The sequence below is a fragment of the Pseudomonas syringae CC1557 genome (genome assembly GCF_000452705.1).
Classification (GTDB): domain Bacteria; phylum Pseudomonadota; class Gammaproteobacteria; order Pseudomonadales; family Pseudomonadaceae; genus Aquipseudomonas; species Aquipseudomonas syringae_F.
This window is the reverse complement of sequence record NZ_CP007014.1, coordinates 5,136,647-5,161,442: the sequence shown is the minus strand read 5'-3', so window position 1 is coordinate 5,161,442 and position 24,796 is coordinate 5,136,647. Positions and strand designations below refer to the sequence as shown.

The window sequence follows — 24,796 nt, the reverse complement described above, 5'->3', positions numbered from 1 at the left end:
CCGCAACAGACACAAAAACGCCGCGATCATCGCGGCGTTTTTGTGTGCGGCTTTCCGCCTGCGGTGTTCAGTAACTTTCTTGCGGCAGGCTGGCAATGATCGAGCGGTAGCTGTTCATGCGCTGTTGTTGCACGCGACCGTCTTCCAGCCCCTTGAGCAAGGCGCAGCCCGGCTCGCGGTCATGCTTGCAATCGCGAAAGCGGCAGGTGCCGATCAAGTCGTTGAACTCGATGAAGCCGGCCTCTACATCGGCACGGCTGACGTGGCCCAGGCCGAATTCACGAATACCCGGTGAGTCGATCAGATCGCCGCCGCCCGGGAAGTGAAACAGACGAGCGGTGGTCGTGGTGTGCGTACCCTGACCGGACACTTCGGACAGCGGGCCGACGCGGGTATCGGTTTCCGGCAGCAGGCTGTTGACCAGCGAGGACTTGCCGACGCCGGACTGACCGACGAACACGCTGATGTGGCCATCAAGCTGGCTTTGCAGCTTCTGCATGCCATCGCCGTGGTGCGCGGACACTTCCAGTACCGGATAACCCAGGGTGCGATAGACCGCCAGCAGCGCATTCAGCGCAGGGGCGTTCTGCTCGTCGATCAGGTCGGCCTTGTTAAGCAGCAGCAGCGGATGAATCCCGGCGTGCTCGGCAGCGACCAGGTAACGGTCGATAAGATTGGCGTGAGGCTCGGGCATCGGCGCAAAGACGATCACGATCAGATCGACGTTGGCGGCCACAGGCTTGAGCTGGCCACGGGAGTCGGGGCGGCGCAGTTCGGTGGTACGCGGCAGTTGCGCGACGATCACTCCGATGCCCTGATTGCCGGCACGCCATACAACGCGGTCGCCGGTAACCAGTGCGGGCAGATTGGCGCGCAGGTGGCAGCGAAATACCTTGCCGATTTCCTCGCCTTCCTGGGCCTCGACTTCGACCTGTACGCCGAAGTGAGCAATCACCAGGCCGGTCTGCTCGGGGCCGAGGTCGCCGCCTTCAAGTGTTTCGAGTGTCACGGACTCGCGTTTTGCCGCGCGGGCAGCGCGCTCGCCCTGAATTTTTTCGATGCGCCAGTTCTGACGTCGATTGAGTTGGCGTTTGGCCATGGGTGTTCCGATGTGATGTAACCGATGAATTAAGCTATGCGTTTGATCGGCAGGAGTCTATCACGGCAGGGTGAGCTAAACTGCGCGCCTACGCTGAGGAGTCGACACATGCAGAACAAGCAGAACCTGATCTGGATCGATCTGGAAATGACCGGTCTGGACCCTGATACCGATGTCATCATCGAAATGGCCACGATTATCACGGACAGTGAGTTGAACACGCTGGCGGAAGGGCCGGTCATCGCTGTGCATCAGAGCGACGAGACACTGGCAAAAATGGACGAGTGGAACACTCGCCAGCACGGCGGCTCGGGCCTGACCCAGCGCGTACGGGAAAGCACCATCAGCATGGCTGAAGCCGAGGCGCAGACCCTTGAGTTCATCAAGCTGTGGGTGCCCGAGCGCAGTTCGCCGATCTGTGGCAACAGCATCTGCCAGGATCGTCGCTTTCTGTACCGCCACATGCCAACGCTGGAAAACTACTTCCACTATCGCAACCTGGACGTCTCGACGCTCAAGGAACTGGCTGCTCGCTGGTCTCCCGAGCTCAAGTTCAAGAAAGGCAGCACGCATCTGGCGCTGGACGACATCCGTGAGTCAATCGCCGAGCTGCGCTTTTATCGCGAGCACTTCATCAAGTCGTGACCGATTGATAACAGGGGTTGGCGTGCGGTGAATAATCTCTGCTGCACTCTTTCAGTGCGCAGGTCGGCTGGTTAGACTGCGCGCCTTTGTCGCAGAGTCGCCGCCATGTTGCTGATGCTTTATCTGATCGCTATCACCGCTGAGGCCATGACCGGCGCACTGTCGGCCGGGCGTCGCGGGATGGACTGGTTCGGTGTGGTGCTGATCGCCTGCGTGACTGCGCTGGGTGGCGGTTCGGTGCGAGATGTGCTGATTGGTCACTACCCGCTGACCTGGGTTAAACACCCGGAATACCTGGTGCTGACCAGCGTGGCTGCCTTGGTGACGATCTTCATAGCGCCGCTGATGCGCCATCTGCGCTCGCTGTTTCTGGTGCTCGATGCGCTGGGGCTGGTGGCCTTCACACTGATCGGCTGCATGACCGCCCTGGAAGCGGGGCATGGACTGGTGATCGCGTCGGTGTGCGGCGTTATTACCGGAGTGTTCGGTGGCATCCTGCGCGACATTTTCTGCAATGACATCCCGCTGATCTTCCGCCGCGAGCTGTACGCCAGCGTTTCGTTTCTGGCCGCATGGTGCTTTCTGCTGTGCCAGTACCTGCAACTGCCAAACGAACAGGCTGTACTGATCACCCTGTTCGGCGGCTTGCTGCTGCGCTTGCTGGCCATCCGTTTCCACTGGGAAATGCCCAAGTTCGTCTATAAAGACGAGCCTTGAAGCGGACGCGGAGCGCAGGCACGATAGTTGGAGAATTATCGTTCCTCACGCTCCAGCGCGGGAATGCCCTTCGTGAAGCTCCGCCACGCCGCACACAAGATCGGACGCAGAGCGTCCAGAAGTGCATGCCGACGCGGAGCGTCGCACGATAGTTGGATTATCGTTCCTCACGCTCCAGCGTGGGAATGCCTTTCGTGAAGCTCCGCGTCACAACTCTGCGCCGCGCTACCTATATTAAAGCGGCGCCACGCCATGCCGCCGCAACGCCCATTCCACATGTTCCCTGACCAGTTCCGACGGGTAGTCGCGGCGTGCCCGCAGGGCTTCTAAAACCGGAATGGTGGACGGTGCGTTGCCGAGGCCGACGGCCAGGTTGCGCAGCCAGCGTTCGTACCCGGCGCGGCGCAGGGGCGAGCCTTCGGTGTTGCCGAGGAATTTCTCTTCGTCCCATAAAAACAGCTCGGCCAGTCCGGCGTTATCCAGATTGTGGCGCGGCTGAAAATCACTCTGCCCGGTGGGGCGGGCGAAGCGGTTCCAGGGGCAGACGATCTGGCAGTCATCACAGCCGAACACCCGGTTACCAATCAACGGCCGCAGCTCTTCGGGAATCGCCGTCTTCAGCTCAATGGTCAGGTAGGAAATACAGCGCCGCGCATCCAGCACATAAGGCCCGACAAACGCAGCAGTCGGGCAGATATCCAGGCAGGCTGTGCAGCGTCCGCAGTGTTCGGTCGCATGGGGCGCATCCACCGGCAGTGGAATATCGACAAACAGCTCGCCAAGAAAGAAGAAGCTCCCCGCCTTGCGATTGAGCACCAGTGTGTTCTTGCCTATCCAGCCAAGGCCTGCCTGTTCGGCGATGGCCTTTTCCAGCACCGGCGCGCTGTCGACAAAGGCCCGAAAGCCAAATGGCCCGATGGCCTGCTGAATGCGCTCGGCCAACTGCTGGAGACGCTTGCGGATCAGCTTGTGGTAGTCGCGGCCCAGGGCGTAGCGTGAAACGTAGGCTTTTTCTGATTCTGTCAGGCGTTGGGCCATTGCGCTGTCGCCCGGCAGATAGTCCATGCGCAGCGACACCACACGTAGCGTTCCCGGCACCAGTTCTTCCGGGTGGGAACGTTTGCTGCCATGGGCTGCCATATAGTCCATTTCGCCGTGATAACCCGCGTCGAGCCAGCGTTGCAGGTGCTGCTCGTGCTCTGCCAGATCCAGGCCGCTTATCCCGACTTCCTGAAAGCCCAGTTCACGCCCCCACGCCTTGATTGACAGGGCAAGGGCGGCAAGATCATCGGAAGTGGGACGTTCAGCAGTAATAGCGGACATGCGCAGAGAGAAACCGGGGCCAAGGTGCGTATAATTCTGCCAGACATCGGAGCCCATAAACGCATGTTCGACACTAAACCTCATTTACCCGACGCGCTGTACAGCGCAGCGCAGGTCCGTGACCTCGACGCCCGGCTGATTGCCGCCGGCACGCCAGGCCTGGAACTGATGCAGCGCGCTGCCCATGCGACATGGCGTGCGCTACGTCGGCGCTGGCCGGAAGCGAACGAGCTGACCGTGCTGACCGGGCGTGGCAACAACGCCGGTGACGGGTATCTGGTGGCGGCGCTGGCCCACAAGGCGGGCTGGCAGGTCAGTGTGCTGGCGGTCGGCGCGCCGGACGCGCTGACGGGTGATGCGGCATCAGCGCATGCCATGGCTTCGGACGTGACTGTTCAGGCCTGGGCCGGGCAGCCACTGAAGGGCGTGGTGCTGGATGCCTTGCTCGGCACCGGGCTTAACGGCGAAGTGCGCGAGCCTTATCGTTCGGCCATCGAGGCGATCAATGCCAGCGGTCTGCCAGTCGCCGCCGTGGACATCCCGTCAGGCTTGAGCGCGGACACCGGGCAGTCCCTCGGCGTTGCGGTGCGTGCCGATCTGACGGTGACCTTCATCGGTCTGAAAACGGGGCTGCTGACCGGCGAGGCGGCTGATTTGGTTGGCGAACTGGTTTTTGATGATCTACAGGCCGATCCAGCGTTGGTTGCACAGAGTCACCCAAGCGCGAAACGCCTGGACACTTTCAATCTGCCGGTGCTGCCGCCACGTCCGCGAACTGCGCACAAAGGCATGTACGGGCGCGTGCTGGTCATCGGTGGTGATCACGGTTTCGGTGGTGCTGCGTTGCTCAGCGCCGAAAGCGCGTTGCGCAGTGGTGCCGGCATGCTCACTTTGGCGACCCGCGCCGAACATGTTCCGGCCGCCTTGACGCGCATGCCGGAAATAATGAGTGCGGCGATCAGTTCGGCAAATCAGTTGATGGCGCTGATCGAGCCCGCCAGCGTGCTGGTGGTCGGTCCCGGTCTGGGTCAGGCCAGCTGGGGACGCAGCCTGCTGTCCGCCGCCGCCAACGCTGATCGGCCGCAAGTCTGGGACGCCGATGCGCTGAACATGCTGTCGGCCGGGCAGGTGAGCCTGCCCGTAAACAGCGTCATCACCCCGCATCCGGGTGAGGCGGCGCGCTTGCTGGGCGTCGGCATCAAAGAGATTCAGGCTGATCGCCTCGCTGCTGCGCGGGCACTGGCCCGCAAATTCAATACCGTTTGTGTCCTCAAGGGCTCCGGCAGCCTGATCGCCGATGCGCACGGGCAACTGGCGTTATGTGATCGTGGTCATCCTGCGATGGCCACCGCCGGGCTGGGTGACGTGCTTGCCGGCCTGATCGGCGCGCTGATGGCGCAACACCTGAAGCCCTTCGACGCGGCCTGTCTGGCTGTGTGGCTGCACGCCAGTGCCGGTCAATATGTCGGTGAAGCCGGTCGCGGGCTGGCTGCCAGCGATATTATTCCCGCCATTCGTCAGTTATTGGAGGAGCTGCAACCGTGTCTGAATTAACGCTGCATGTGGTGGGTGAAGAGGCAATGATGCATTTTGGTGCGCGCCTCGCCGAGGTCACCGAAGGCAAGGGCGTCATCTTTCTCGACGGCGATCTGGGTGCCGGAAAAACCACTCTTTCGAGGGGAATGATTCGCGGGTTCGGGCACGCCGGGCCTGTCAAGAGCCCGACTTTCACGCTGGTCGAACCCTACGAAATCGATGCGGTGCGGGTGTTTCACTTCGACCTGTATCGACTGGTCGACCCCGAAGAACTCGAGTTCATGGGCGTGCGTGATTACTTCGACGGCGAGGCACTTTGTCTGATTGAATGGCCCCAACGCGGTGCAGGCTTTTTGCCAAAGCCTGACCTGACCATTACCATTGGCCCGCACGGCGAAGGTCGGTCGGTAATGTTGAGCCCGCTGGGCTCGCGTGGCGAACGCTGGTGTGCCACTTTGGCTTTGGAATTCAAATAGATATGGGGTTAGGTATGCGCATGCGCGCGCTGGTTACTGTAGTGGGTCTGCTGTTGATGGCCATGGCTGTCGAGGCGGTTGCCGCTACGCAAGTGCGAAGTGTCCGCTTATGGCGCGCGCCGGATAACACGCGCCTGGTCTTTGACCTGACCGGGCCGGTGCAGCACAGCCTGTTTACCCTGACTTCGCCTGATCGGCTGGTGATCGATATCAACGGCGCGACGCTCGGCGGACCGCTGAACGTACCGACGGCCAACACACCGATCAGCAGCATGCGCTCTGCGCAGCGCACGCCCACAGACTTGCGCGTGGTCATCGACCTGAAAAAGGGCGTGACCCCGAAGAGCTTCACGCTTGCGCCCAACCAGCAGTATGGCAACCGTCTGGTGGTTGACCTTTACGACAACGCGGCCGATGCCAACCCGACGCCAGTAATCCCTGATACCGCCGCCAACACGGCACCGGCGGTTCCGGTCAGCCCTGCCAAACCGGAAATCAAATTGACCCCGGTGCCCAACGGCAAGCGCGATATCGTGGTAGTGATCGATGCCGGGCACGGTGGTGAAGACCCGGGCGCCTCAGGCGGCGCGGGCCAGAAAGAGAAAAACGTGGTGCTGTCGATTGCCAAGGAATTGCAGCGTCAGGTCAACGCCGAAAAAGGCTACCGCGCAGAGCTGACACGAACCGGTGACTACTTCATCCCGCTGCGCAAACGCACCGAGATTGCCCGCGCCAAGGGCGCAGACCTGTTCGTGTCCATTCACGCTGATGCGGCACCGTCTTCTGCTGCTTTCGGCGCTTCGGTGTTTGCCCTGTCGGATCGCGGCGCTACTTCCGAAACCGCGCGCTGGCTGGCAGACAGTGAAAACCGTTCCGACCTGATCGGTGGTGCCGGTGCTGTCAGCCTCGATGACAAGGACCGCATGCTGGCTGGCGTACTGCTGGACTTGTCCATGACCGCCTCGCTGTCGTCGAGTCTGAACGTGGGCCAGAAAGTGCTGAGCAACATCGGCCGAGTCACTTCGCTGCACAAGGCTCGCGTTGAGCAGGCGGGCTTCATGGTGCTCAAGTCGCCGGACATTCCGTCGATTCTGGTGGAAACCGGCTTTATCTCCAACGCCAACGAAGCCAATAAGCTCGGTTCTGCATCACACCAGCAAGCGTTGGCGCGTTCGATCACTTCCGGCGTAAAGCAGTTCTTCCAGCAGAATCCGCCGCAGGGCACCTACATTGCCTGGCTGCGTGACAACGGCAAGCTGGCCCAGGTGCCGCGCAATCACGTGGTGCGCTCCGGCGAAACCCTGGCCATGCTTGCGGCGCGCTATGACATGAACATCGCCACACTGCGCAGTGCCAATAACCTGAAAACCGATGAGTTGAAGATCGGCCAGGACCTGCGAATCCCGAGTTCCGAGGTTGCGACCCAGTAATGACCGATCTTCTCGACGGCAGCGAAGCCGATAACGCCCGTACTGTGCTGAATGCGGCGCGCATCGAATTGCTCAGCCCGCGTCTGGCCAACCAGATCGCTGCGGGTGAGGTGGTCGAGCGTCCGGCTTCAGTCATCAAGGAGCTGCTGGAAAACAGCCTTGATTCGGGGGCGCGGCGCATCGATATCGATGTCGAGCAGGCTGGCATAAAACTGCTGAAAGTGCGCGACGACGGTGGCGGTATTTCTTCCGATGATCTGCCGCTGGCTCTGGCGCGACATGCGACCAGCAAGATTCGTGATCTGGAAGACCTTGAGCGGGTAATGAGCCTGGGCTTTCGTGGCGAGGCACTGGCGTCGATCAGTTCCGTGGCCCGCCTGACGCTGACTTCGCGCACTCGCGACGCCGATCAGGCCTGGCAGGTCGAAACAGAAGGTCGCGACATGGCCCCGCGTGTTCAGCCGGCAGCTCACCCGGTAGGCACCTCGGTAGAAGTTCGCGATCTGTTCTTCAATACGCCTGCCCGCCGCAAGTTTCTCAAGGCCGAAAAAACCGAATTCGATCACCTGCAGGAAGTCATCAAGCGCATGGCGCTGGCGCGTTTCGACGTGGCCTTTCACCTGCGTCATAACGGCAAGACTGTACTCAGCCTGCACGAAGCGCATGACGACACCGCCAGGGCGCGTCGTGTATCTGCCATCTGCGGGCCGGGCTTTCTTGAGCAGGCGTTGCCCATCGAGATCGAACGCAACGGTCTGCATCTGTGGGGCTGGGTCGGGCTGCCGACGTTCTCGCGCAGCCAGGCGGATCTGCAATATTTCTTCGTGAATGGCCGTGCCGTGCGCGACAAGCTGGTCGCTCACGCGGTGCGTCAGGCGTATCGCGACGTGCTGTTCAATGGCCGGCATCCGACCTTCGTGCTGTTCTTCGAAGTTGATCCGGCTGCTGTCGACGTCAACGTTCACCCGACCAAACATGAAGTGCGCTTCCGTGACGGGCGCATGGTCCACGACTTTCTGTATGGCACCCTGCATCGAGCCTTGGGCGACGTTCGTCCTGAAAATCAGCTGGGTGGCAGCGTGCCGGTTGCCACCGAACCTCGGCCGACCGGGCCGGATGCAGGCGAATTCGGGCCGCAGGGCGAGATGCGCCTGGCCAACAATGTGTTGGAACAGCCGCAGGGCGAGCCTTTCGCCAGGCCTGCGGGCAGCGGTTCCGGCAGTGGTTACCAGTATCAGTATTCGCCGCGGCCCACGTCGGGCGTGCCGGTCGCCGAAGCGCAAAGTGCGTATCGAGAGTTTTTCGCGCCGTTGCCGAGTGCCGCGCCATCGACCCTGCCAGAGTCGGCCAGTGACATCCCGCCATTGGGCTATGCATTGGCGCAGCTCAAAGGGATCTACATTCTGGCTGAAAACGCCCAGGGGCTGGTGCTGGTCGACATGCATGCGGCTCATGAGCGAATCATGTACGAGCGCCTGAAAATAGCCATGGCCAATGAAGGCCTGAGCGGCCAGCCGCTGCTGGTGCCCGAGTCCATCGCGGTCAGTCAGCGCGAGGCTGATTGCGCCGAAGAGCACATTACAACCTTCCAGCGGCTGGGCTTCGAGCTGCAACGGCTTGGCCCGGAAACTCTGGCGATCCGCCAGATTCCCGCGTTGCTCAAACAGGCCGAGGCCAATCGACTGGTCAGTGATGTGCTGGCAGACCTGATGGAATATGGCACCAGTGATCGGGTGCAGGCGCACATGAACGAGTTGCTCGGCACCATGGCCTGTCACGGAGCGATCCGCGCCAACCGGCGTCTGGCAATCCCGGAAATGAACGCTCTGCTGCGCGACATGGAAAACACCGAGCGCAGCGGACAATGCAACCACGGTCGTCCCACCTGGACTCAGATGGGCCTCAGTGACCTGGATAAATTATTCCTGCGCGGTCAATGAATGAACGCTTTACCTCCGGCCATCTTTCTCATGGGGCCAACCGCAGCAGGCAAGACCGATCTGGCCATCGAGCTGAGCAAAGTCCTGCCCTGCGAGCTGATCAGCGTCGATTCTGCACTGGTCTATCGCGGCATGGACATCGGCACCGCCAAGCCTTCAAAGGCGCAACTGGCCGAGTTTCCTCATCGTCTGATCGACATTCTCGACCCTGCGCAAAGCTATTCCGCCGCTGACTTTCGCACCGACGCACTGGCCGCCATGGCGGAAATTACCGCACGCGGAAATATTCCTTTGCTGGTCGGCGGCACTATGTTGTATTTCAAGGCTCTATTGGACGGGCTGGCAGATATGCCGGCCGCTGATGCAGAGGTTCGGGCGCAGCTTGAAGCCGATGCAATGGCTTTTGGCTGGCAGTCGTTGCACGATCAGTTAGCGGAAGTCGACCCTGTGTCGGCTGCACGTATCCACCCTAATGATCCGCAACGTCTGATCAGGGCGCTGGAGGTTTATCGCGTCAGCGGGATGAGCATGACGGCACACCGCGAGCAACAAACTGCGCAAAGTACTGAAGCGGCCGCATCAGGGCGTCAGCAATTGCCCTATACTGTCGCGAACCTTGCAATCGCTCCGGCTGATCGCAAGGTGCTGCACCACCGCATCGCGCTGCGTTTTGAGCAAATGCTGGATCAGGGGTTTCTGGACGAAGTACTGGCATTGCGCTCAAGAGGTGACCTGCATTCAGGGTTGCCATCGATAAGAGCAGTCGGTTATCGCCAGGTCTGGGATCACCTGGATGGAAAGCTGACGCGGGATGAAATGCAGGAACGGGGCATCATTGCGACACGCCAACTGGCGAAGCGGCAATTCACCTGGCTACGCAGCTGGGAGAATCTCCACTGGCTCGACAGTCTGGCCAGCGACAATCTGCCACGTGCCTTGAAATACCTGGGATCGGTCTCCATATTGGGCTGAGTCCCTGCAATAGCCGTCTATCCTTGGGGGTGGCCGGTCAAGCCAATCGAATTCGATTTATTATTTTTTTGATCCTTAAAGGAGTGCGGCACATGTCAAAAGGGCATTCGCTACAAGACCCTTACCTGAATACCTTGCGTAAAGAGAAGGTCGGGGTATCGATCTATCTGGTCAACGGTATCAAGCTGCAGGGTACGATCGAGTCTTTCGACCAGTTCGTCATTTTGCTGAAGAACACGGTCAGCCAGATGGTCTACAAACACGCTATTTCCACCGTCGTACCGGTTCGTCCGATCCGCCTGCCAAGCGCTACCGACGCTGACGGCGTGGATGCCGAGCCAGGTAACGCCTGATAGGAGTCTGCCTTGTTCTTTGAGCGCCACAGTGGTGGTGAGCGGGCCATACTCGTTCATCTGGATGGTCAGGACCCTGAGGCGCGCGAAGATCCGCAGGAGTTTCAGGAGCTGGCCATCTCGGCCGGCGCCGATACCGTTGCGTTTATCAACGTGCCGCGTCATCGGCCATCGGCCAAATACCTGATTGGCTCTGGCAAGGTCGAGGAGCTTCGCGACCAGGTCAAAGCCGAACAGGCTGATCTCGTGATATTCAATCACACCCTCACGCCCAGTCAGGAACGTAACCTCGAACGCGTTTTCGAGTGTCGCGTGCTTGATCGCACCGGGCTGATTCTCGATATCTTCGCCCAGCGGGCGCGTACTCACGAAGGCAAGTTGCAGGTCGAACTGGCCCAGCTTGAGCACATGAGCACGCGTCTTGTGCGTGGCTGGACTCACCTTGAGCGTCAGAAGGGTGGTATCGGCCTGCGCGGTCCGGGTGAGACCCAGCTCGAAACCGACCGTCGTCTGTTGCGGGTACGCCTGCGCCAGATCAAAGGGCGTCTCGAGAAGGTTCGCAGTCAGCGTGACCAGGCCCGTCGCGGGCGTCGTCGCGCCGATATCCCGTCGGTTTCGCTGGTGGGCTACACCAACGCCGGCAAGTCGACGCTGTTCAATTCGATCACCGATTCGAATGTGTTCGCGGCCGACCAACTGTTCGCCACACTCGATCCGACCTTGCGCCGTCTGCAGCTTGATGACCTCGGTCCCATCGTGCTGGCCGACACCGTAGGCTTCATTCGTCATCTGCCGCACAAACTGGTTGAAGCCTTTCGCGCGACGCTCGAAGAGTCGAGCAACTCCGATCTGCTGCTGCATGTCATCGACTCTCACGAGCCTGAGCGCATGTCGCAGATCGAGCAGGTCATGGCCGTGCTGGGCGAGATCGGGGCCGAGGGCTTGCCGATCCTCGAGGTCTATAACAAACTCGATTTGCTGGAGGGGGTGGAGCCTCAGATACAGCGCGATGCCGATGGCAAGCCGCAACGTGTCTGGTTGTCTGCCCGCGATGGCAGGGGGCTGGATTTGCTCAAGCAGGCGGTTGCCGAGCTGCTGGGTAACGATCTGTTTGTCGGCACGCTGCATTTGCCGCAGAATCTTGCCCGGCTGCGTGCCCAGTTTTTTGAACTGGGTGCGGTGCAGAGCGAGACGCATGATGAAGAAGGTGCAAGCTTGCTGGCAGTACGATTGCCGCGCGTTGAACTCAATCGTCTGGTGAGTCGCGAAGGATTGCAGCCGCTGGAGTTCATCGAGCAACACACTTTGCAATAAAAGCACGAGAAAGCCTTTGTACGGTTTTCTCGGGCATTCTGTAGCATTGGTCGGCGCGCCGTGGGCGCGTCTTTGCTTTATCAGATGGAGAGCGCTATGGCTTGGAATGAGCCGGGTGGCAACTCGAATAATCAAGATCCCTGGGGTGGTAAACGCCGTGGCGGCGACCGCAAGGGGCCACCGGATCTCGACGAGGCCTTCCGAAAGCTGCAGGAAAGCCTGAAAGGGCTTTTCGGTGGCGGAAACAAACGCGGCAGTGATGGCGGCGGCAGTGGCAATGGCGGCAGCTCGGGCAAGGGCGGTGGCCTTGGCCTGCTCGGCATCGGCCTGGTCGTACTCGTCGCTTTCTGGCTCTACAGCGCTATCTACGTCGTCGACGAGCAAGAGCAGGCTGTTGTGCTGCGCTTCGGCCAATACCACGAAACCGTGGGGCCGGGTCTCAACATCTACTTCCCGCCGTTCGACCGCAAGTACCTGGAAAACGTGACTCGCGAGCGTGCCTACACCAAGCAGGGCCAGATGCTCACCGAAGACGAAAACATCGTCGAAGTGCCGCTGACCGTGCAATACAAGATCAGCAACCTGAAAGACTTCGTCCTGAACGTCGACCAGCCCGAGATCAGCCTGCAGCACGCGACTGAAAGCGCGCTGCGCCATGTCGTTGGCTCCACGGCGATGGACCAGGTGCTGACTGAAGGGCGCGAGCTGATGGCGAGCGAAATCAAGGAGCGTCTGCAACGCTTCCTCGATACCTACGGCACCGGCATCACCGTGACTCAGGTGAACGTGCAGAGCGCCGCTGCACCGCGTGAAGTTCAGGAAGCCTTCGACGACGTGATCCGTGCCCGTGAAGACGAGCAGCGTTCCCGTAACCAGGCTGAAAGTTATGCCAATGGCGTGATTCCGGAAGCCCGTGGTCAGGCCCAGCGCATCCTCGAAGATGCCAACGGCTACCGCGATGAAGTGGTATCGCGCGCCAAAGGTGAGGCTGATCGCTTTACCAAACTGGTCGCCGAGTACCGCAAGGCACCTGAAGTCACTCGCCAGCGTCTGTATCTGGACACCATGCAGGAAGTCTTCAGCAATACCAGCAAGGTTCTCGTGACCGGTGACAAAGGGCAGAACAACCTGCTTTACCTCCCGCTCGACAAGATGATCGAGAGCAGCCGCAGCAGCACCGCCAATGGCACCAATACTGGCGCGTCATCTCAGGCCAATACTGAGGCTGCCACGCGAGCGACCGATACTCAGCAGCGCGGTGAAGTACGTACCAGGGAGACTCGCTGATGAGTAACAAATCGCTGATCACCCTTATTGTTGGTGTGGTACTGGCAGTCATTGCCTGGAACAGCTTCTATATCGTGTCCCAGACAGAACGTGCGGTCCTGCTGCAATTCGGTCGTGTGGTCCAGGCGGATGTTCAGCCGGGTCTGCATGTGAAGGTTCCTTACGTGAACCAGGTGCGCAAGTTCGACGGACGCTTGCTGACGCTCGACGCTCCCACCCAGCGTTTTCTGACGCTGGAAAAGAAAGCGGTCATGGTGGATGCCTACGCCAAGTGGCGCGTGAAGGATGCAGAGCGTTTCTATACTGCAACGTCCGGCCTCAAGCAGATTGCCGACGAGCGCCTCTCGCGTCGTCTGGAATCAGGCCTGCGTGACCAGTTTGGCAAGCGCACCCTGCACGAAGTGGTGTCGGGTGAGCGCGATGCGCTGATGTCGGACATCACCGGTTCGCTGAATCGCATGGCTGAGAAAGAACTGGGCATCGAAGTTGTGGATGTCCGGGTCAAGGCCATCGACCTGCCGAAGGAAGTGAATCGCAGCGTCTTCGAGCGGATGAGTACCGAGCGTGAGCGTGAAGCTCGCGAGCATCGCGCCAAGGGTAACGAGCTGGCCGAAGGCATTCGTGCCGACGCCGACCGTCAGCGTCGCGTGTTGCTGGCAGAAGCCTATCGCGAGTCTGAAGAGGCGCGTGGTGATGGTGATGCACAGGCTGCCTCGATCTACTCGAAGGCATATGGCCAGGACCAGGAGTTCTATGCGTTCTATCGCAGCCTGCGCGCCTACCGTGAGAGCTTCGCGAACAAGAGCGACGTGATGGTGCTGGATCCGAATAGCGAATTCTTCCGCTATATGGAAAAAGCCAAGCCGTAATCAATCACCCGCCGGGCGGCAAAACCGTCCGGTGGGGTGATCGCACGGTGAAACGTGTGTATCATGCGGCAGCCGGGAAATTCCCGGCTTTTTTGCGTCTGCACGGTTGATTGGCTGCAGTCGGGTTGATCCCGGCAGTCGGCAGGTTTTTCGAGGGAAGTGGTCCGGGGTCTTTCGCGGGCGTTTGTCGTGCCCGTCATACGGCTCACCACTTTCTGCTTCACTCAAGGCTGGCCTCGAGGCTGGCCGCCCGGATCACAGGGGAATGGCGTAATGGCAACGGTTGACCGCTGGCTGCTACCAGATGGCATCGAAGAAGTACTGCCACCAGAAGCGGCGCGCATTGAAGTGGCGCGCCGTCAGGTGTTGGATCTGTTTCAGAGCTGGGGCTATGAATTTGTCGTCACCCCGCATATCGAGTACCTGGAGTCCCTGCTGACGGGCGCGGGCTCGGATCTGGATCTGCGTACCTTCAAGGTCATCGACCCGCAATCGGGCCGGCAGATGGGCTTTCGTGCCGACATCACGCCGCAGGTTGCGCGCATCGATGCACACACACTCAAGCGCGAAGGCCCGAACCGTCTGTGCTATGCGGGCAGTGTTCTGCATGCTCAGCCGCGTGCACTGTCTTCGTCGCGCAGCCCGATTCAACTCGGCGCCGAGCTGTACGGCGACGCGAGCCCGAGCAGTGATGTCGAAGTTATCAGTCTGATGCTGGCGATGTTGCAGCTGGCTGAAGTGCCTGATGTACACATGGACCTCGGGCACGTCGGCATCTACCGGGGGCTGGCGCGGGCTGCCGGGCTGTCGGGCGAAGTGGAGCAGCAGTTGTTTGATGCGCTGCAACGCAAGGCCATCGATGAAGTGGTTGCCCTGACGGCCGATCTGCCGCAGGACCTAGCGACGATGCTGCGCGCGCTGGTCGATCTGTGTGGCGGTCGTGAAGTGCTGGATGCTGCCCGTGATCGTCTGGCCGGTGCACCTGCGCCGGTGCTGGCAGCGCTGGATGACCTGCTGGCTATCGCAGACCGTCTCGCCGCACGCTTCCCGCAGTTGCCACTGTATTTCGATCTCGGTGAGCTGCGCGGCTACCATTACCATACCGGTGTGGTGTTCGCGGTATTCGTACCGGGCGTGGGGCAGTCGATTGCCCAGGGCGGTCGTTATGATGACATCGGTGCCGACTTCGGTCGCGCCCGTCCGGCGACCGGCTTTTCCACTGACCTGAAAACCCTGGTAACCCTGGGGCAGGCAGAAATCGCTTTACCGTCCGGTGGCATCTGGATGCCGGACAGCACGGATGCGGCACTCTGGCAGCAGGTATGCCAGTTGCGCAGCGAAGGTCAGCGTGTGGTTCAGGCGTTGCCTGGGCAGCAGGTGAGCGCGGCACGTGAAGCCGACTGTGACCGGCAATTGATTCAGCATGGCGAGCACTGGCAGGTAATGCCGCTGGCTTCTTGAGTATTCCTGCCGGCCGCCGCCGGCACCAAGTTTGCGTGAATGAGGACAAGTGTTATGGGTAAGAATGTCGTAGTCCTGGGCACTCAATGGGGTGATGAGGGCAAAGGCAAGATCGTTGATCTGCTGACCGAACATGCTACCGCCGTGGTTCGCTATCAGGGTGGCCACAATGCGGGGCACACCCTGGTGATCGACGGTGAGAAAACCGTATTGCACCTGATCCCCTCCGGTGTCCTGCGCGAAGGCGTGCAGTGCCTGATCGGTAACGGTGTGGTGGTTGCTCCCGACGCGCTCCTGCGCGAAATCATCAAGCTGGAAGAGAAAGGCATTCCGGTGCGCGAGCGCCTGCGCATCAGCCCGTCCTGCCCGCTGATCCTGTCGTACCACGTAGCGCTGGACCAGGCGCGTGAAAAGGCCCGTGGCGAGTTCAAGATCGGTACCACCGGTCGTGGTATCGGCCCGGCCTACGAAGACAAGGTCGCACGTCGCGGTCTGCGCATCGGTGACCTGTTCCACCGCGAGCGCTTCGCCGCCAAGCTGGGCGAGTTGCTCGACTACCATAACTTCGTGCTGGTCAATTACTACAAAGAGCCTGCCATCGACTTCCAGAAAACACTCGACGAGTGCATGGAATACGCTGACATGCTCAAGCCGCTGATGCTCGACGTCACCGCTGCGCTGCATGAAATGCGTCGTGACGGCAAGGACATCATGTTCGAAGGCGCTCAGGGTTCGCTGCTGGATATCGACCACGGTACGTATCCCTATGTGACCAGCTCCAACACCACCGCTGGCGGTATCGCGACCGGTTCCGGCTTTGGTCCCATGTACCTGGATTACATTCTGGGTATCACCAAGGCTTACACCACGCGCGTCGGTTCGGGCCCTTTCCCGACCGAACTGTTCGACGACGTCGGTGCTTTCCTGGCCAAGCGCGGCCACGAGTTCGGCGCCACTACCGGTCGTGCCCGTCGTTGCGGCTGGTTCGATGCCGTCATCCTGCGTCGCGCCATCGAAATCAACAGCATCTCGGGCCTGTGCCTTACCAAGCTGGACGTGCTCGATGGTCTGGAAACCATCAACATCTGCATCGGCTACGAGAACGAAGAAGGCGCGGTCATCGACGCGCCTACCGACGCTGACAGCTACCTCGGTCTGCGCCCGGTCTATGAGCAGATGCCGGGCTGGAGCGAGTCCACGCTGGGTGCCAAGACCCTTGAGGAACTGCCTGCGGCTGCGCGCGCTTACATCAAGCGTGTTGAAGAGCTGGTAGGTGCGCCGATCGACATCATTTCGACCGGTCCTGACCGCAACGAAACCATCGTGCTGCGTCACCCGTTCGGCTGATACGTCAGCGAGCTGTACAAAAAAGGGCCGCATTTGCGGCCCTTTTTGGTTCCTGTGTGTGGCGCAGCAAATTCGGCAAAAGTGAGACTTGTGTCACGGCACGGCGCTTGCTACAAAGATGACAGAAAAGTGCCATCATTTTAATGGCGCTCATGGCGGAAGGATTCTCCTGTGTCAGCTGTCCTGTCTCTTTTGCAAAGTCGTCTGCTGCGCCCGGTCTTCATTGCGCTGGGCATCGCCCTTTTGGTGCAGGTCGTGGTGGCGGTTGCGCTTACCCGGAGCACAGTCACGGCTCTTGAAGCTGATCTTGCCACGCGTCTAGGGGTAGATTCGCAACACCTTTCCTCCGAGCTGGAGCTGGCGAGTAGCGAAGTGACATCGAGCCTCGATGCACTTTCTGCCAGTACCCGTCAGCGTCTGAGCGTCGGACTGTCGACGCGCCTGAAAGATGAGCAGGCGCAATTGCGTGAGACGCTGGAAAAAGACCTGAAGGGTTCCGCTACCGATCTGGCCGAATTGCTGGCCGCCGTTGCTCCGCGAGCCATGTGGGACAACGATACGCCAACCCTCTCCGAGTTTGCCCGACGTGCACAGCGCAATCCCAATGTGCTGTTCGTGGTCTATGACGATGCCGCAGGCGAGCACCTTACCCGCTACATGAACCGCGATAACCCGCTGGTCAAGGCACTACTCGCCAAGGGCGAAGGCGAGCGGGCGATGGACAAGATCCTGAATGCGGCGAAAAACGATGCTTCGGTGTACTACGTCGAGGCGTCCATCAGCCCTAACGGTGTGGAAATAGGCAAGGTGCGCATGGGCGTTTCCACGGCGACGGTCGAGGAAAACCTAGCGGCACTGGACAAGCGCTTTGCGACGCTGATCACCAGCGGTGAGCAACTGGTCTCAGACAGCCTTGCCGGCGCCTCCAAAGACAGCTCGACGGCCTTGCGTACCCGGCTGCAATCCGCTCAGTCAGCCGCGACTGCGATGACCGACAATACCCGTGTTGCGGTGCAGGAAGCGGCGGAAACCCTGCGCTGGCGGATCGGCATGGGCCTGGCGCTGGTCGGCCTTGGCGTGCTGTTGTTACTGGCTGTTGTGCTGGGGCGTCGTGTGGTCAGCAAGCTGCATCTGCTGATCGCGGCGCTGAATGATCTGGCGGCGGGTGAGGGCGATCTGACCAAGCGCGTCAAGCTGGACAGCAATGACGAGATTGGTGACATGTCGGCCGCGGTCAACCGCTTCATCGACAAGCTGCAGCCGATCGTGCGCGAAGCGGGCGAGGTGGCGCAGCGCACTGGTGTGGAAATCGGCGTCATGAGCGAGCGCAACGCGGGTGCCGATGCGGCGGCGGAGTTGCAGCGAGATGAAGTGGCGGCCAGTTTGAAGGCTCTGGAGCAGATGGCTGACGAGGCGCAGTCGGAAAGCCATGCGATGCAGGCGGCCTTGCGTCAGGTTATCGATATCAAGCAGGCGACCGATGAAAATACCCGCACGTCCAATCAGGTGGGCGGTTTGATCGAGGCGCTGGCCGGGCAGGTCGAGACCGGTGCGCAGGTGATCGAGCGTCTGGCGCGGCAAAGCCAGCAGATCGAAGTTGTGCTGGAAGTGATTCACGGTATTGCCGAGCAGACCAACCTGCTTGCACTGAACGCGGCAATCGAAGCGGCGCGCGCGGGCGAGACGGGCAGGGGCTTTGCGGTAGTGGCTGATGAGGTGCGTGCGCTGGCCAGCAAGACGCAAAGCTCGACCGGCGATATCCAGGAGCACATCGTGGCCTTGCAGCGCGGTGCGAAAGAAGCGGTTGCCGCCATCGGCATTGCCGGGCGTCAGGCCAAGGAGGGGTTGGAGGTGTTGCGCGATAGCGTTAAACGACAGCAGACAGTGCAGACGTCCGTAGAGCAGGTGCACGCAGCTATTGGCCTCGCGACGCAGGCTGCTGCTCATCAGGCCGAAGGGGCTCAGGCGGTGCGCGGTCGGGTAGAGGTGATTCACGCTCAGGCCGAGCGTGCTGCCAAGGCAGTGGTAGAAACGACGGCCAGCGGCAAGGTGCTCAACGGGCTGGCTGCACAGTTGAAGGCGAGCCTTGGGCAATTCAGGGCTTGAGGCTTTCGTGTAGGGCGTCACCTGATGTGGCGCTGTACACATGCAGGGGCAGAACACTTTCAAAACCTGGAAAGTTCAAACCCCTGAAAGCACAAAACCGAGCCAGTGGCTCGGTTTTGTTTGAATTGGTGCCCAGAAGAAGACTCGAACTTCCACGACCTTGCGGTCACCAGCACCTGAAGCTGGCGTGTCTACCAATTTCACCATCTGGGCAGCATCAACAGCGTGTACGCCGTTGATGGGGCGCACTATACGGCCATCGTTTTACTCTGTAAACCCCTGTTTTGATTTAATAATCAAAGCCGGAAAATGCAAAAACCCGCTTTCGCGGGTTTTTGTGAGGCTTGAGACTGTTGTAGTCTGTTGCCTGAATTGGTGCCCAGAAGAAGACTCGAACTTCCACGACCTTGCGGTCACCAGCACCTGAAGCTGGCGTGTCTACCAATTTCACCATCTGGGCAGTATCAACAAGCATCAGCCTGTCGATGGCGCGCACTATACGGAGCACATTTTAGGCTGTAAACCCCGGCAGTGAAAAAAAGTCCAAAAAAATCGTGGGCGGCGTGTTTCGGGTGTTTCAGCACTGTTAAGCAGGCTTTTTAATAAGCGGTTTGAGCGTGAAATTTCCCGTTTCATGAGGTCTATGCCAAACTAACCCCTATATATACAAGGTGAAAACTATCTAATGGCCGATTGGCAGTCCCTCGATCCCGAGGCCGCTCGTGAAGCGGAAAAATACGAAAACCCTATTCCCAGCCGCGAGCTGATCTTGCAGCACCTTGCCGAGCGCGGTTCGCCGGCAAGTCGCGAGCAACTGGTCGAAGAATTCGGCCTGACCACCGAGGATCAATTCGAGGCCCTGCGCCGTCGCCTTCGTGCGATGGAGCGCGACGCCCAGTTGATCTACACCCGCCGTGGCACTTACGCGCCTGTGGATAAGCTGGACCTGATTCTGGGTCGCATATCCGGCCACCGCGACGGCTTCGGTTTTCTGGTCCCTGATGACGGCTCCGATGACCTGTTCATGAGCCCGGCGCAAATGCGTCTGGTGTTCGACGGTGATCGGGCGCTGGCACGGGTATCCGGTCTTGATCGTCGCGGTCGCCGCGAAGGCGTGATCGTCGAAGTGATCTCGCGTGCTCACGAAACCATCGTCGGCCGCTACTTCGAAGAAAGCGGCATCGGCTTCGTTGTTCCGGACAACCCGAAAATCCAGCAGGAAGTGCTGGTCACCCCGGGCCGTAACAACAGCGCCAAGATCGGCCAGTTCGTAGAAGTGAAAATCACTCACTGGCCGACCCCGCGTTTCCAGCCGCAAGGTGATGTGGTCGAGGTTGTCGGTAACTACATGGCGCCCGGCATGGAAATCGACGTCGCGTTGCGCACTTACGACATCCCGCATGTATGGCCAGAAGCCGTACTCAAGGAAGCTGCGAAGCTCAAGCCGGAAGTCGAAGAGAAAGACAAGGAGCACCGCGTCGACCTGCGTCATTTGCCGTTCGTGACCATCGATGGCGAAGATGCCCGCGACTTCGACGATGCGGTTTATTGCGAAGCCAAGCCGGGCAAGCTGCGCTTGTTCTCCGGTGGCTGGAAGCTCTACGTGGCGATTGCCGACGTATCGAGCTACGTGAAGATCGGTTCGGCGCTGGACGCTGAATCCCAGGTGCGCGGCAACTCGGTTTATTTCCCCGAGCGCGTCGTACCGATGTTGCCAGAGCAGCTGTCCAACGGCCTCTGCTCGCTGAACCCGCATGTCGACCGTCTGGCCATGGTCTGCGAGATGACCATCTCCAAGACTGGCGAGATGACGGACTATGTGTTCTACGAAGGCATCATCCACTCCCATGCTCGCCTGACCTACAACAAGGTCAGCACGATCCTGGAGCAGCCAAAAACCGCCGAGGCGAAAAGCCTGCGTGGCGAATACGGCGATGTGGTCCCGCACCTGAAACAGCTTTATGCCATGTACAAGGTATTGCTGGGCGCGCGTCATGTACGCGGCGCGATTGATTTCGAAACGCAGGAAACCCGCATCATCTTCGGCTCCGAGCGCAAGATTGCCGAAATCCGTCCGACCACTCGCAATGATGCTCACAAGCTGATCGAGGAGTGCATGCTGGCTGCCAACGTGGCCACTGCGCAGTTCCTGAAGAAGCATGAGATACCTGCGTTGTACCGCGTCCATGACGGCCCGCCACCGGAACGCCTGGAAAAACTGCGCGCGTTCCTGGGTGAGCTGGGTTTGAGCCTGCACAAAGGCAAGGATGGTCCGACGCCGAAGGATTATCAGGCACTGCTTGAGACCGTTCGTGATCGCCCGGACTACCACCTGATCCAGACTGTGATGCTGCGTTCGTTGAGTCAGGCTGTCTACAGCTCCGACAACAATGGTCACTTCGGTCTGAATTACGAAGCGTATACGCACTTTACGTCGCCGATCCGTCGTTACCCGGATCTGCTGACGCACCGTGCGATCCGCAGCGTCATCCGCTCCAAGCAGGACACCCCGCACGTCCGTCGTGCCGGTGCTGCAACGATTCCGAAAGCGCGCATCTATCCGTACGACGACGCGTTGCTCGACCAGTTGGGCGAACAATGCTCGATGAGCGAGCGCCGTGCCGACGAAGCCACGCGTGATGTGGTGAACTGGCTCAAGTGCGAGTACATGAAAGATCGCGTCGGCGAGTCTTTCCCGGGTGTGATCACGGCCGTGACCGGCTTTGGCCTGTTCGTCGAGCTGACCGACATTTATGTCGAAGGTCTGGTGCATGTCACCGCGCTGCCGGGTGACTACTACCATTTCGATCCACTGCATCACCGCCTTGCCGGTGAGCGTACCGGGCGTAACTTCCGCCTGGGCGACACCGTTGAAGTGCGCGTCATGCGTGTCGATCTGGACGAGCGCAAGATCGATTTCGAGATTTCCGAAGCTGCAGCGGCTGCGAAGCCGACGGGTCGCAAGCGTCGTGGCAATGACACCGCGCCACCTGCTGCCACAACCACGGCTGAAAAGGACAAGGCACCTGCCAAGTCCGGACGCCGCGCAGCCTCTACCAAAGAGAGCAGTCCCGAAGCGTATCGCCCAAGCGATGCGGCGGCAAAAAACGCTGAAGTGCGTAAAAGTCGCGAGCTGAAAAAAGCTCTTTTGGCAGACGCGAAGGGTGGTAGCAAGGCGTCGTCGGGAAAGTCTGACAGGTCTGGCTCTGCGCCTTCATCGGACAGGCCGGCCAGCAAGCACCGTAAAGGCTCGTCGAAGACGGGCTCCGCGCCGGCTGCAAAAAGCAGCGGCGCTCGTAAACCCAAGGCCAAGTCATGAGTCAGCTGGAAAAAATCTACGGCGTACATGCTGTAGAAGCGTTGCTTCGTCACCACCCGAAACGCGTCAAGCACATCTGGCTGGCCGAGGGTCGTAATGACCCTCGCGTGCAGACGCTGGTAGCGCTTGCGAGCGAGAATCGCGTGACTATCGGTCAGGCTGAACGCCGCGAAATGGACGCCTGGGTCGAAGGCGTGCATCAGGGCGTGGTGGCCGACGTCAGCCCGAGCCAGGTCTGGGGCGAGGCGATGCTCGACGAGTTGCTTGACCGCAGCGAAGGTCCACCGTTGCTGCTGGTGCTCGATGGTGTGACCGATCCGCACAACCTTGGCGCCTGCCTGCGCACTGCCGATGCGGCCGGTGCGCTGGCTGTTATTGTGCCCAAGGACAAGTCTGCAACGCTGACACCTGCGGTGCGTAAAGTCGCCTGCGGTGCGGCCGAAGTCATCCCGCTGGTCGCCGTGACCAACCTTGCGCGCACGCTGGAAAAACTCCAGCAGCGTGGCCTGTGGGTTGTCGGTACGGCGGGCGAGGCTGAGGTCGAGCTGTATCAGCAGGACCTGACCGGCCCGACGATTATTATCATGGGTGCGGAAGGCAAGGGCATGCGTCGCCTGACCCGCGAGCACTGTGATTATCTGGTGCGCCTGCCGATGGCCGGTAGCGTCAGCAGCCTCAACGTGTCGGTTGCAACCGGCGTGTGTCTGTTCGAAGCGCTGCGCCAGCGTAGTGTCAAGGCTGCTGGCAAGAAATCCTGATTTTCCCGCTGGCTTTTGGGTGAGCAGGTCGCCTCTCGCGATCTGCTCAATAATTCACCAATTACCTTGCGCCTCCCGTGACCCTTCTCTACAATTGCGCCCCTTGCTGTCACGGCAGGCGCGCATGTGCCTGTCCCTGAGCAAGACCAACAGTGTCATTCACTCCTTGTCTGACCGCTTTTGAGCGGCAGGCTACAACCCGTAAGGAGCATTCATGCGTCATTACGAAATTATCTTTTTGGTCCACCCGGATCAAAGCGAGCAAGTCGGCGGCATGGTAGAGCGTTACACCAAGCTGATCGAAGAAGACGGCGGCAAAATCCACCGTCTGGAAGATTGGGGCCGTCGTCAACTGGCTTACGCAATCAACAATGTTCACAAGGCTCACTACGTGATGCTGAACGTTGAATGCACTGGCAAGGCTCTGGCCGAGCTGGAAGACAACTTCCGTTACAACGATGCTGTGATCCGTAACCTGGTCATCCGCCGCGACGAAGCCGTAACCGGCCAGTCCGAGATGCTCAAGGCTGAAGAGAACCGCAGTGAGCGCCGTGAGCGTCGTGACCGTCCTGAGCACTCCGACAGCGCCGATGGCGATGACGGCGACAACAGCGACGTTAGCGATAACGCTGACGAGTAATCCACGGACCTTTTGAGGAGCCAATTACATGGCACGTTTCTTCCGTCGTCGTAAATTCTGCCGCTTCACCGCTGAAGACGTCAAAGAGATCGATTACAAAGATCTCAACACTCTGAAAGCCTACGTATCCGAGACCGGCAAAATCGTTCCAAGCCGTATCACTGGTACCAAAGCACGTTATCAGCGTCAGCTGGCCACCGCTATCAAGCGTGCCCGCTTCCTGGCCCTGCTGGCCTACACCGACAGCCACGGCCGCTGAGACCAGGTAGTCGACAAAACGTAACAAAGGATAGAAAGCATGCGTGCCCTGGCTGAATTCATCATGCGCGGCCGTATGCAGGCCACTCTTGTAGTGGCTGGATGTGCGGCATTGCCGCTGTTGTTCTGGTTGAGTGCTGCCGCAGGTTGCCTTGTGCTCCTGCGGCGCGGGTTCAGTGATGCCGTTGGTGTCCTGTCCTGGGCTCTGCTACCGGCCTTGGTCTGGTGGTATTTCGGCGAACCTCGTACAGCCATGGTGCTGGCCGGTTCGCTGGGTTTGGCGATGGTTTTGCGCGCCAGCGAGTCCTGGGTCCGCACGCTGCTGGTCAGCGTGGCGTTGGGTGTGGTGTATGCAGTAATTCTGGGCACGGTTTTTCGCGAACCTCTGGAAGCAATGTCGCAGGAGTTGCAGAAGCATCTGCCGACAATGCTGGCCGGGCTCTACGAGCAGATGAACGTAGAAGAGCGAGCGCGTCTGGGAGCACTGATTGCCCCCGTCCTGAATGGCCTGATAGCGGCTGTGTTGCAAATCGTCAGTGTGTTGTGCCTGGTTATCGGGCGGTACTGGCAAGCGATGTTGTACAACCCTGGCGGTTTCGGGCGTGAATTTCGCGCCGTGAAGCTCCCGCTGGTGGCTGCGTTGGCGCTGTTGGTGTGCATGCTTGTGGGGCCGAATTTCGGTCCGCAGATAGCAATGCTTACACCGCTGTGCAGCGTACCGCTGGTGTTCGCCGGGCTGGCCTTGATTCACGGACTGGTCGCTGAAAAGCGCCTGTCGCGGTTCTGGCTGGTAGGGATGTACATCACGCTGCTGGTGTTCATGCAGCTGATTTATCCGTTGCTCGTGGTAATTGCCATTGTCGACAGCCTGATTGATTTTCGCGGTCGCCGGGGTTCAAAAGATTCCGGCAATGGTCCTGCGAACGGTGAAGGTTAAAAGTTAAGA

21 protein-coding genes and 2 tRNA genes are annotated in these 24,796 nt (G+C 60.0%); 19 read left to right on the top strand and 4 right to left on the bottom strand.

Features of this window, described 5'->3' with window-relative positions; genetic code table 11:
- Positions 1-67 precede the first annotated feature (67 nt).
- Positions 68-1,099: a small ribosomal subunit biogenesis GTPase RsgA gene (rsgA, locus tag N018_RS22790; protein WP_024644781.1), complete on the bottom strand. Its 1,032-nt coding sequence runs from the start codon at positions 1,097-1,099 to the stop codon at positions 68-70.
- Positions 1,100-1,207: 108 nt separating this feature from the next.
- Here rsgA and orn point away from each other — a divergent pair, with 108 nt between their 5' ends.
- Both orn and N018_RS22780 read left to right on the top strand, forming a co-directional pair.
- Positions 1,208-1,744 carry an oligoribonuclease gene (orn, locus tag N018_RS22785; protein ID WP_025390818.1) on the top strand — a complete coding sequence of 179 codons (537 nt, stop codon included), beginning with the start codon at positions 1,208-1,210 and terminating at the stop codon, positions 1,742-1,744.
- Between the two features lie 105 nt (positions 1,745-1,849).
- Positions 1,850-2,461: a trimeric intracellular cation channel family protein gene (locus tag N018_RS22780; RefSeq protein ID WP_024644783.1), complete on the top strand. Its 612-nt coding sequence runs from the start codon at positions 1,850-1,852 to the stop codon at positions 2,459-2,461.
- 234 nt (positions 2,462-2,695) lie between these two features.
- Here the strand turns inward: N018_RS22780 and queG are convergent, their stop codons facing one another.
- Positions 2,696-3,784 carry a tRNA epoxyqueuosine(34) reductase QueG gene (queG, locus tag N018_RS22775; RefSeq protein WP_024646400.1) on the bottom strand — a complete coding sequence of 363 codons (1,089 nt, stop codon included), beginning with the start codon at positions 3,782-3,784 and terminating at the stop codon, positions 2,696-2,698.
- A 63-nt stretch (positions 3,785-3,847) separates the two neighbouring features.
- Here queG and N018_RS22770 point away from each other — a divergent pair, with 63 nt between their 5' ends.
- The 12 genes from N018_RS22770 (at position 3,848) to N018_RS22715 (ending at position 18,875) form a co-directional block, all read left to right on the top strand.
- On the top strand, positions 3,848-5,338 hold the full coding sequence (locus tag N018_RS22770; RefSeq protein WP_025390817.1) for a bifunctional ADP-dependent NAD(P)H-hydrate dehydratase/NAD(P)H-hydrate epimerase: 1,491 nt from the start codon (positions 3,848-3,850) through the stop codon (positions 5,336-5,338).
- Complete coding sequence (gene tsaE / locus N018_RS22765; RefSeq protein WP_024646419.1) at positions 5,326-5,796, top strand: tRNA (adenosine(37)-N6)-threonylcarbamoyltransferase complex ATPase subunit type 1 TsaE; 471 nt, start codon at positions 5,326-5,328, stop codon at positions 5,794-5,796. Before N018_RS22770 ends, tsaE begins: the two co-directional genes overlap by 13 nt.
- Positions 5,797-5,798: 2 nt before the next feature.
- Positions 5,799-7,226 carry an N-acetylmuramoyl-L-alanine amidase gene (locus tag N018_RS22760; RefSeq protein WP_229631188.1) on the top strand — a complete coding sequence of 476 codons (1,428 nt, stop codon included), beginning with the start codon at positions 5,799-5,801 and terminating at the stop codon, positions 7,224-7,226.
- Between the two features lie 44 nt (positions 7,227-7,270).
- Positions 7,271-9,166, top strand: a complete 1,896-nt coding sequence (mutL, locus tag N018_RS22755; protein WP_195757206.1) for a DNA mismatch repair endonuclease MutL — start codon at positions 7,271-7,273, stop codon at positions 9,164-9,166.
- Complete coding sequence (miaA, locus tag N018_RS22750; RefSeq protein WP_024646404.1) at positions 9,167-10,138, top strand: tRNA (adenosine(37)-N6)-dimethylallyltransferase MiaA; 972 nt, start codon at positions 9,167-9,169, stop codon at positions 10,136-10,138.
- Between the two features lie 92 nt (positions 10,139-10,230).
- Positions 10,231-10,491, top strand: coding sequence for an RNA chaperone Hfq (gene hfq, locus N018_RS22745; RefSeq protein ID WP_024646405.1), 261 nt, complete (start codon positions 10,231-10,233; stop codon positions 10,489-10,491).
- Between the two features lie 12 nt (positions 10,492-10,503).
- Positions 10,504-11,805, top strand: coding sequence for a ribosome rescue GTPase HflX (gene hflX / locus N018_RS22740; RefSeq protein ID WP_024646406.1), 1,302 nt, complete (start codon positions 10,504-10,506; stop codon positions 11,803-11,805).
- 96 nt (positions 11,806-11,901) lie between these two features.
- Positions 11,902-13,092, top strand: coding sequence for an FtsH protease activity modulator HflK (gene hflK, locus N018_RS22735; protein ID WP_024646407.1), 1,191 nt, complete (start codon positions 11,902-11,904; stop codon positions 13,090-13,092).
- On the top strand, positions 13,092-13,961 hold the full coding sequence (hflC, locus tag N018_RS22730) for a protease modulator HflC (RefSeq protein WP_007251004.1): 870 nt from the start codon (positions 13,092-13,094) through the stop codon (positions 13,959-13,961). The genes hflK and hflC overlap by 1 nt, the downstream gene beginning before the upstream one ends.
- Positions 13,962-14,234: 273 nt before the next feature.
- Positions 14,235-15,422: an ATP phosphoribosyltransferase regulatory subunit gene (locus N018_RS22725; protein ID WP_024646408.1), complete on the top strand. Its 1,188-nt coding sequence runs from the start codon at positions 14,235-14,237 to the stop codon at positions 15,420-15,422.
- A 54-nt stretch (positions 15,423-15,476) separates the two neighbouring features.
- Positions 15,477-16,769 carry an adenylosuccinate synthase gene (locus N018_RS22720; RefSeq protein WP_007251002.1) on the top strand — a complete coding sequence of 431 codons (1,293 nt, stop codon included), beginning with the start codon at positions 15,477-15,479 and terminating at the stop codon, positions 16,767-16,769.
- A gap of 171 nt (positions 16,770-16,940) precedes the next feature.
- Complete coding sequence (locus N018_RS22715; RefSeq protein WP_024646409.1) at positions 16,941-18,875, top strand: methyl-accepting chemotaxis protein; 1,935 nt, start codon at positions 16,941-16,943, stop codon at positions 18,873-18,875.
- A gap of 126 nt (positions 18,876-19,001) precedes the next feature.
- Here the strand turns inward: N018_RS22715 and N018_RS22710 are convergent.
- Together N018_RS22710 and N018_RS22705 are read right to left on the bottom strand one after the other, a co-directional pair.
- Positions 19,002-19,088 (bottom strand) — tRNA-Leu (locus tag N018_RS22710).
- 160 nt (positions 19,089-19,248) lie between these two features.
- A tRNA-Leu gene (locus N018_RS22705) sits at positions 19,249-19,335 on the bottom strand.
- A gap of 225 nt (positions 19,336-19,560) precedes the next feature.
- Here N018_RS22705 and rnr point away from each other — a divergent pair.
- The 5 genes from rnr to N018_RS22680 all read left to right on the top strand — a co-directional run bounded on the left by rnr (position 19,561) and on the right by N018_RS22680 (position 24,787).
- Positions 19,561-22,194 (top strand): ribonuclease R, encoded by a 2,634-nt coding sequence (rnr, locus tag N018_RS22700; RefSeq protein ID WP_024646410.1) that lies wholly within the window; start codon positions 19,561-19,563, stop codon positions 22,192-22,194.
- On the top strand, positions 22,191-22,952 hold the full coding sequence (gene rlmB / locus N018_RS22695; protein WP_024646411.1) for a 23S rRNA (guanosine(2251)-2'-O)-methyltransferase RlmB: 762 nt from the start codon (positions 22,191-22,193) through the stop codon (positions 22,950-22,952). Before rnr ends, rlmB begins: the two co-directional genes overlap by 4 nt.
- Before the next feature lie 214 nt (positions 22,953-23,166).
- A complete protein-coding gene (gene rpsF, locus N018_RS22690) occupies positions 23,167-23,592 on the top strand; it encodes a 30S ribosomal protein S6 (protein ID WP_002551828.1) in 426 nt (141 codons plus the stop codon).
- A gap of 28 nt (positions 23,593-23,620) precedes the next feature.
- The gene (gene rpsR, locus N018_RS22685; protein ID WP_002551829.1) at positions 23,621-23,851 is read left to right on the top strand and encodes a 30S ribosomal protein S18; all 231 of its coding nucleotides are present in this window, start codon (positions 23,621-23,623) and stop codon (positions 23,849-23,851) included.
- A 39-nt stretch (positions 23,852-23,890) separates the two neighbouring features.
- Complete coding sequence (locus tag N018_RS22680; RefSeq protein ID WP_024646412.1) at positions 23,891-24,787, top strand: hypothetical protein; 897 nt, start codon at positions 23,891-23,893, stop codon at positions 24,785-24,787.
- The last annotated feature ends 9 nt before the right edge of the window (positions 24,788-24,796 follow it).

Excerpts from the sequence above, each read along its gene's own strand:
- hfq (WP_024646405.1), top strand. The coding sequence starts at position 10,231 with ATGTCAAAAGGGCATTCGCTACAAGACCCTTACCTGAATACCTTGCGT.
- rlmB (WP_024646411.1), top strand. The coding sequence starts at position 22,191 with ATGAGTCAGCTGGAAAAAATCTACGGCGTACATGCTGTAGAAGCGTTG.
- N018_RS22680 (WP_024646412.1), top strand. The coding sequence starts at position 23,891 with ATGCGTGCCCTGGCTGAATTCATCATGCGCGGCCGTATGCAGGCCACT.
- N018_RS22770 (WP_025390817.1), top strand. The coding sequence starts at position 3,848 with ATGTTCGACACTAAACCTCATTTACCCGACGCGCTGTACAGCGCAGCG.
- rpsF (WP_002551828.1), top strand. The coding sequence starts at position 23,167 with ATGCGTCATTACGAAATTATCTTTTTGGTCCACCCGGATCAAAGCGAG.
- hflK (WP_024646407.1), top strand. The coding sequence starts at position 11,902 with ATGGCTTGGAATGAGCCGGGTGGCAACTCGAATAATCAAGATCCCTGG.
- N018_RS22720 (WP_007251002.1), top strand. The coding sequence starts at position 15,477 with ATGGGTAAGAATGTCGTAGTCCTGGGCACTCAATGGGGTGATGAGGGC.
- orn (WP_025390818.1), top strand. The coding sequence starts at position 1,208 with ATGCAGAACAAGCAGAACCTGATCTGGATCGATCTGGAAATGACCGGT.
- queG (WP_024646400.1), bottom strand. The coding sequence starts at position 3,784 with ATGTCCGCTATTACTGCTGAACGTCCCACTTCCGATGATCTTGCCGCC.
- rpsR (WP_002551829.1), top strand. The coding sequence starts at position 23,621 with ATGGCACGTTTCTTCCGTCGTCGTAAATTCTGCCGCTTCACCGCTGAA.
- rnr (WP_024646410.1), top strand. The coding sequence starts at position 19,561 with ATGGCCGATTGGCAGTCCCTCGATCCCGAGGCCGCTCGTGAAGCGGAA.
- N018_RS22760 (WP_229631188.1), top strand. The coding sequence starts at position 5,799 with ATGGGGTTAGGTATGCGCATGCGCGCGCTGGTTACTGTAGTGGGTCTG.
- miaA (WP_024646404.1), top strand. The coding sequence starts at position 9,167 with ATGAACGCTTTACCTCCGGCCATCTTTCTCATGGGGCCAACCGCAGCA.
- hflC (WP_007251004.1), top strand. The coding sequence starts at position 13,092 with ATGAGTAACAAATCGCTGATCACCCTTATTGTTGGTGTGGTACTGGCA.
- rsgA (WP_024644781.1), bottom strand. The coding sequence starts at position 1,099 with ATGGCCAAACGCCAACTCAATCGACGTCAGAACTGGCGCATCGAAAAA.
- N018_RS22725 (WP_024646408.1), top strand. The coding sequence starts at position 14,235 with ATGGCAACGGTTGACCGCTGGCTGCTACCAGATGGCATCGAAGAAGTA.
- N018_RS22780 (WP_024644783.1), top strand. The coding sequence starts at position 1,850 with ATGTTGCTGATGCTTTATCTGATCGCTATCACCGCTGAGGCCATGACC.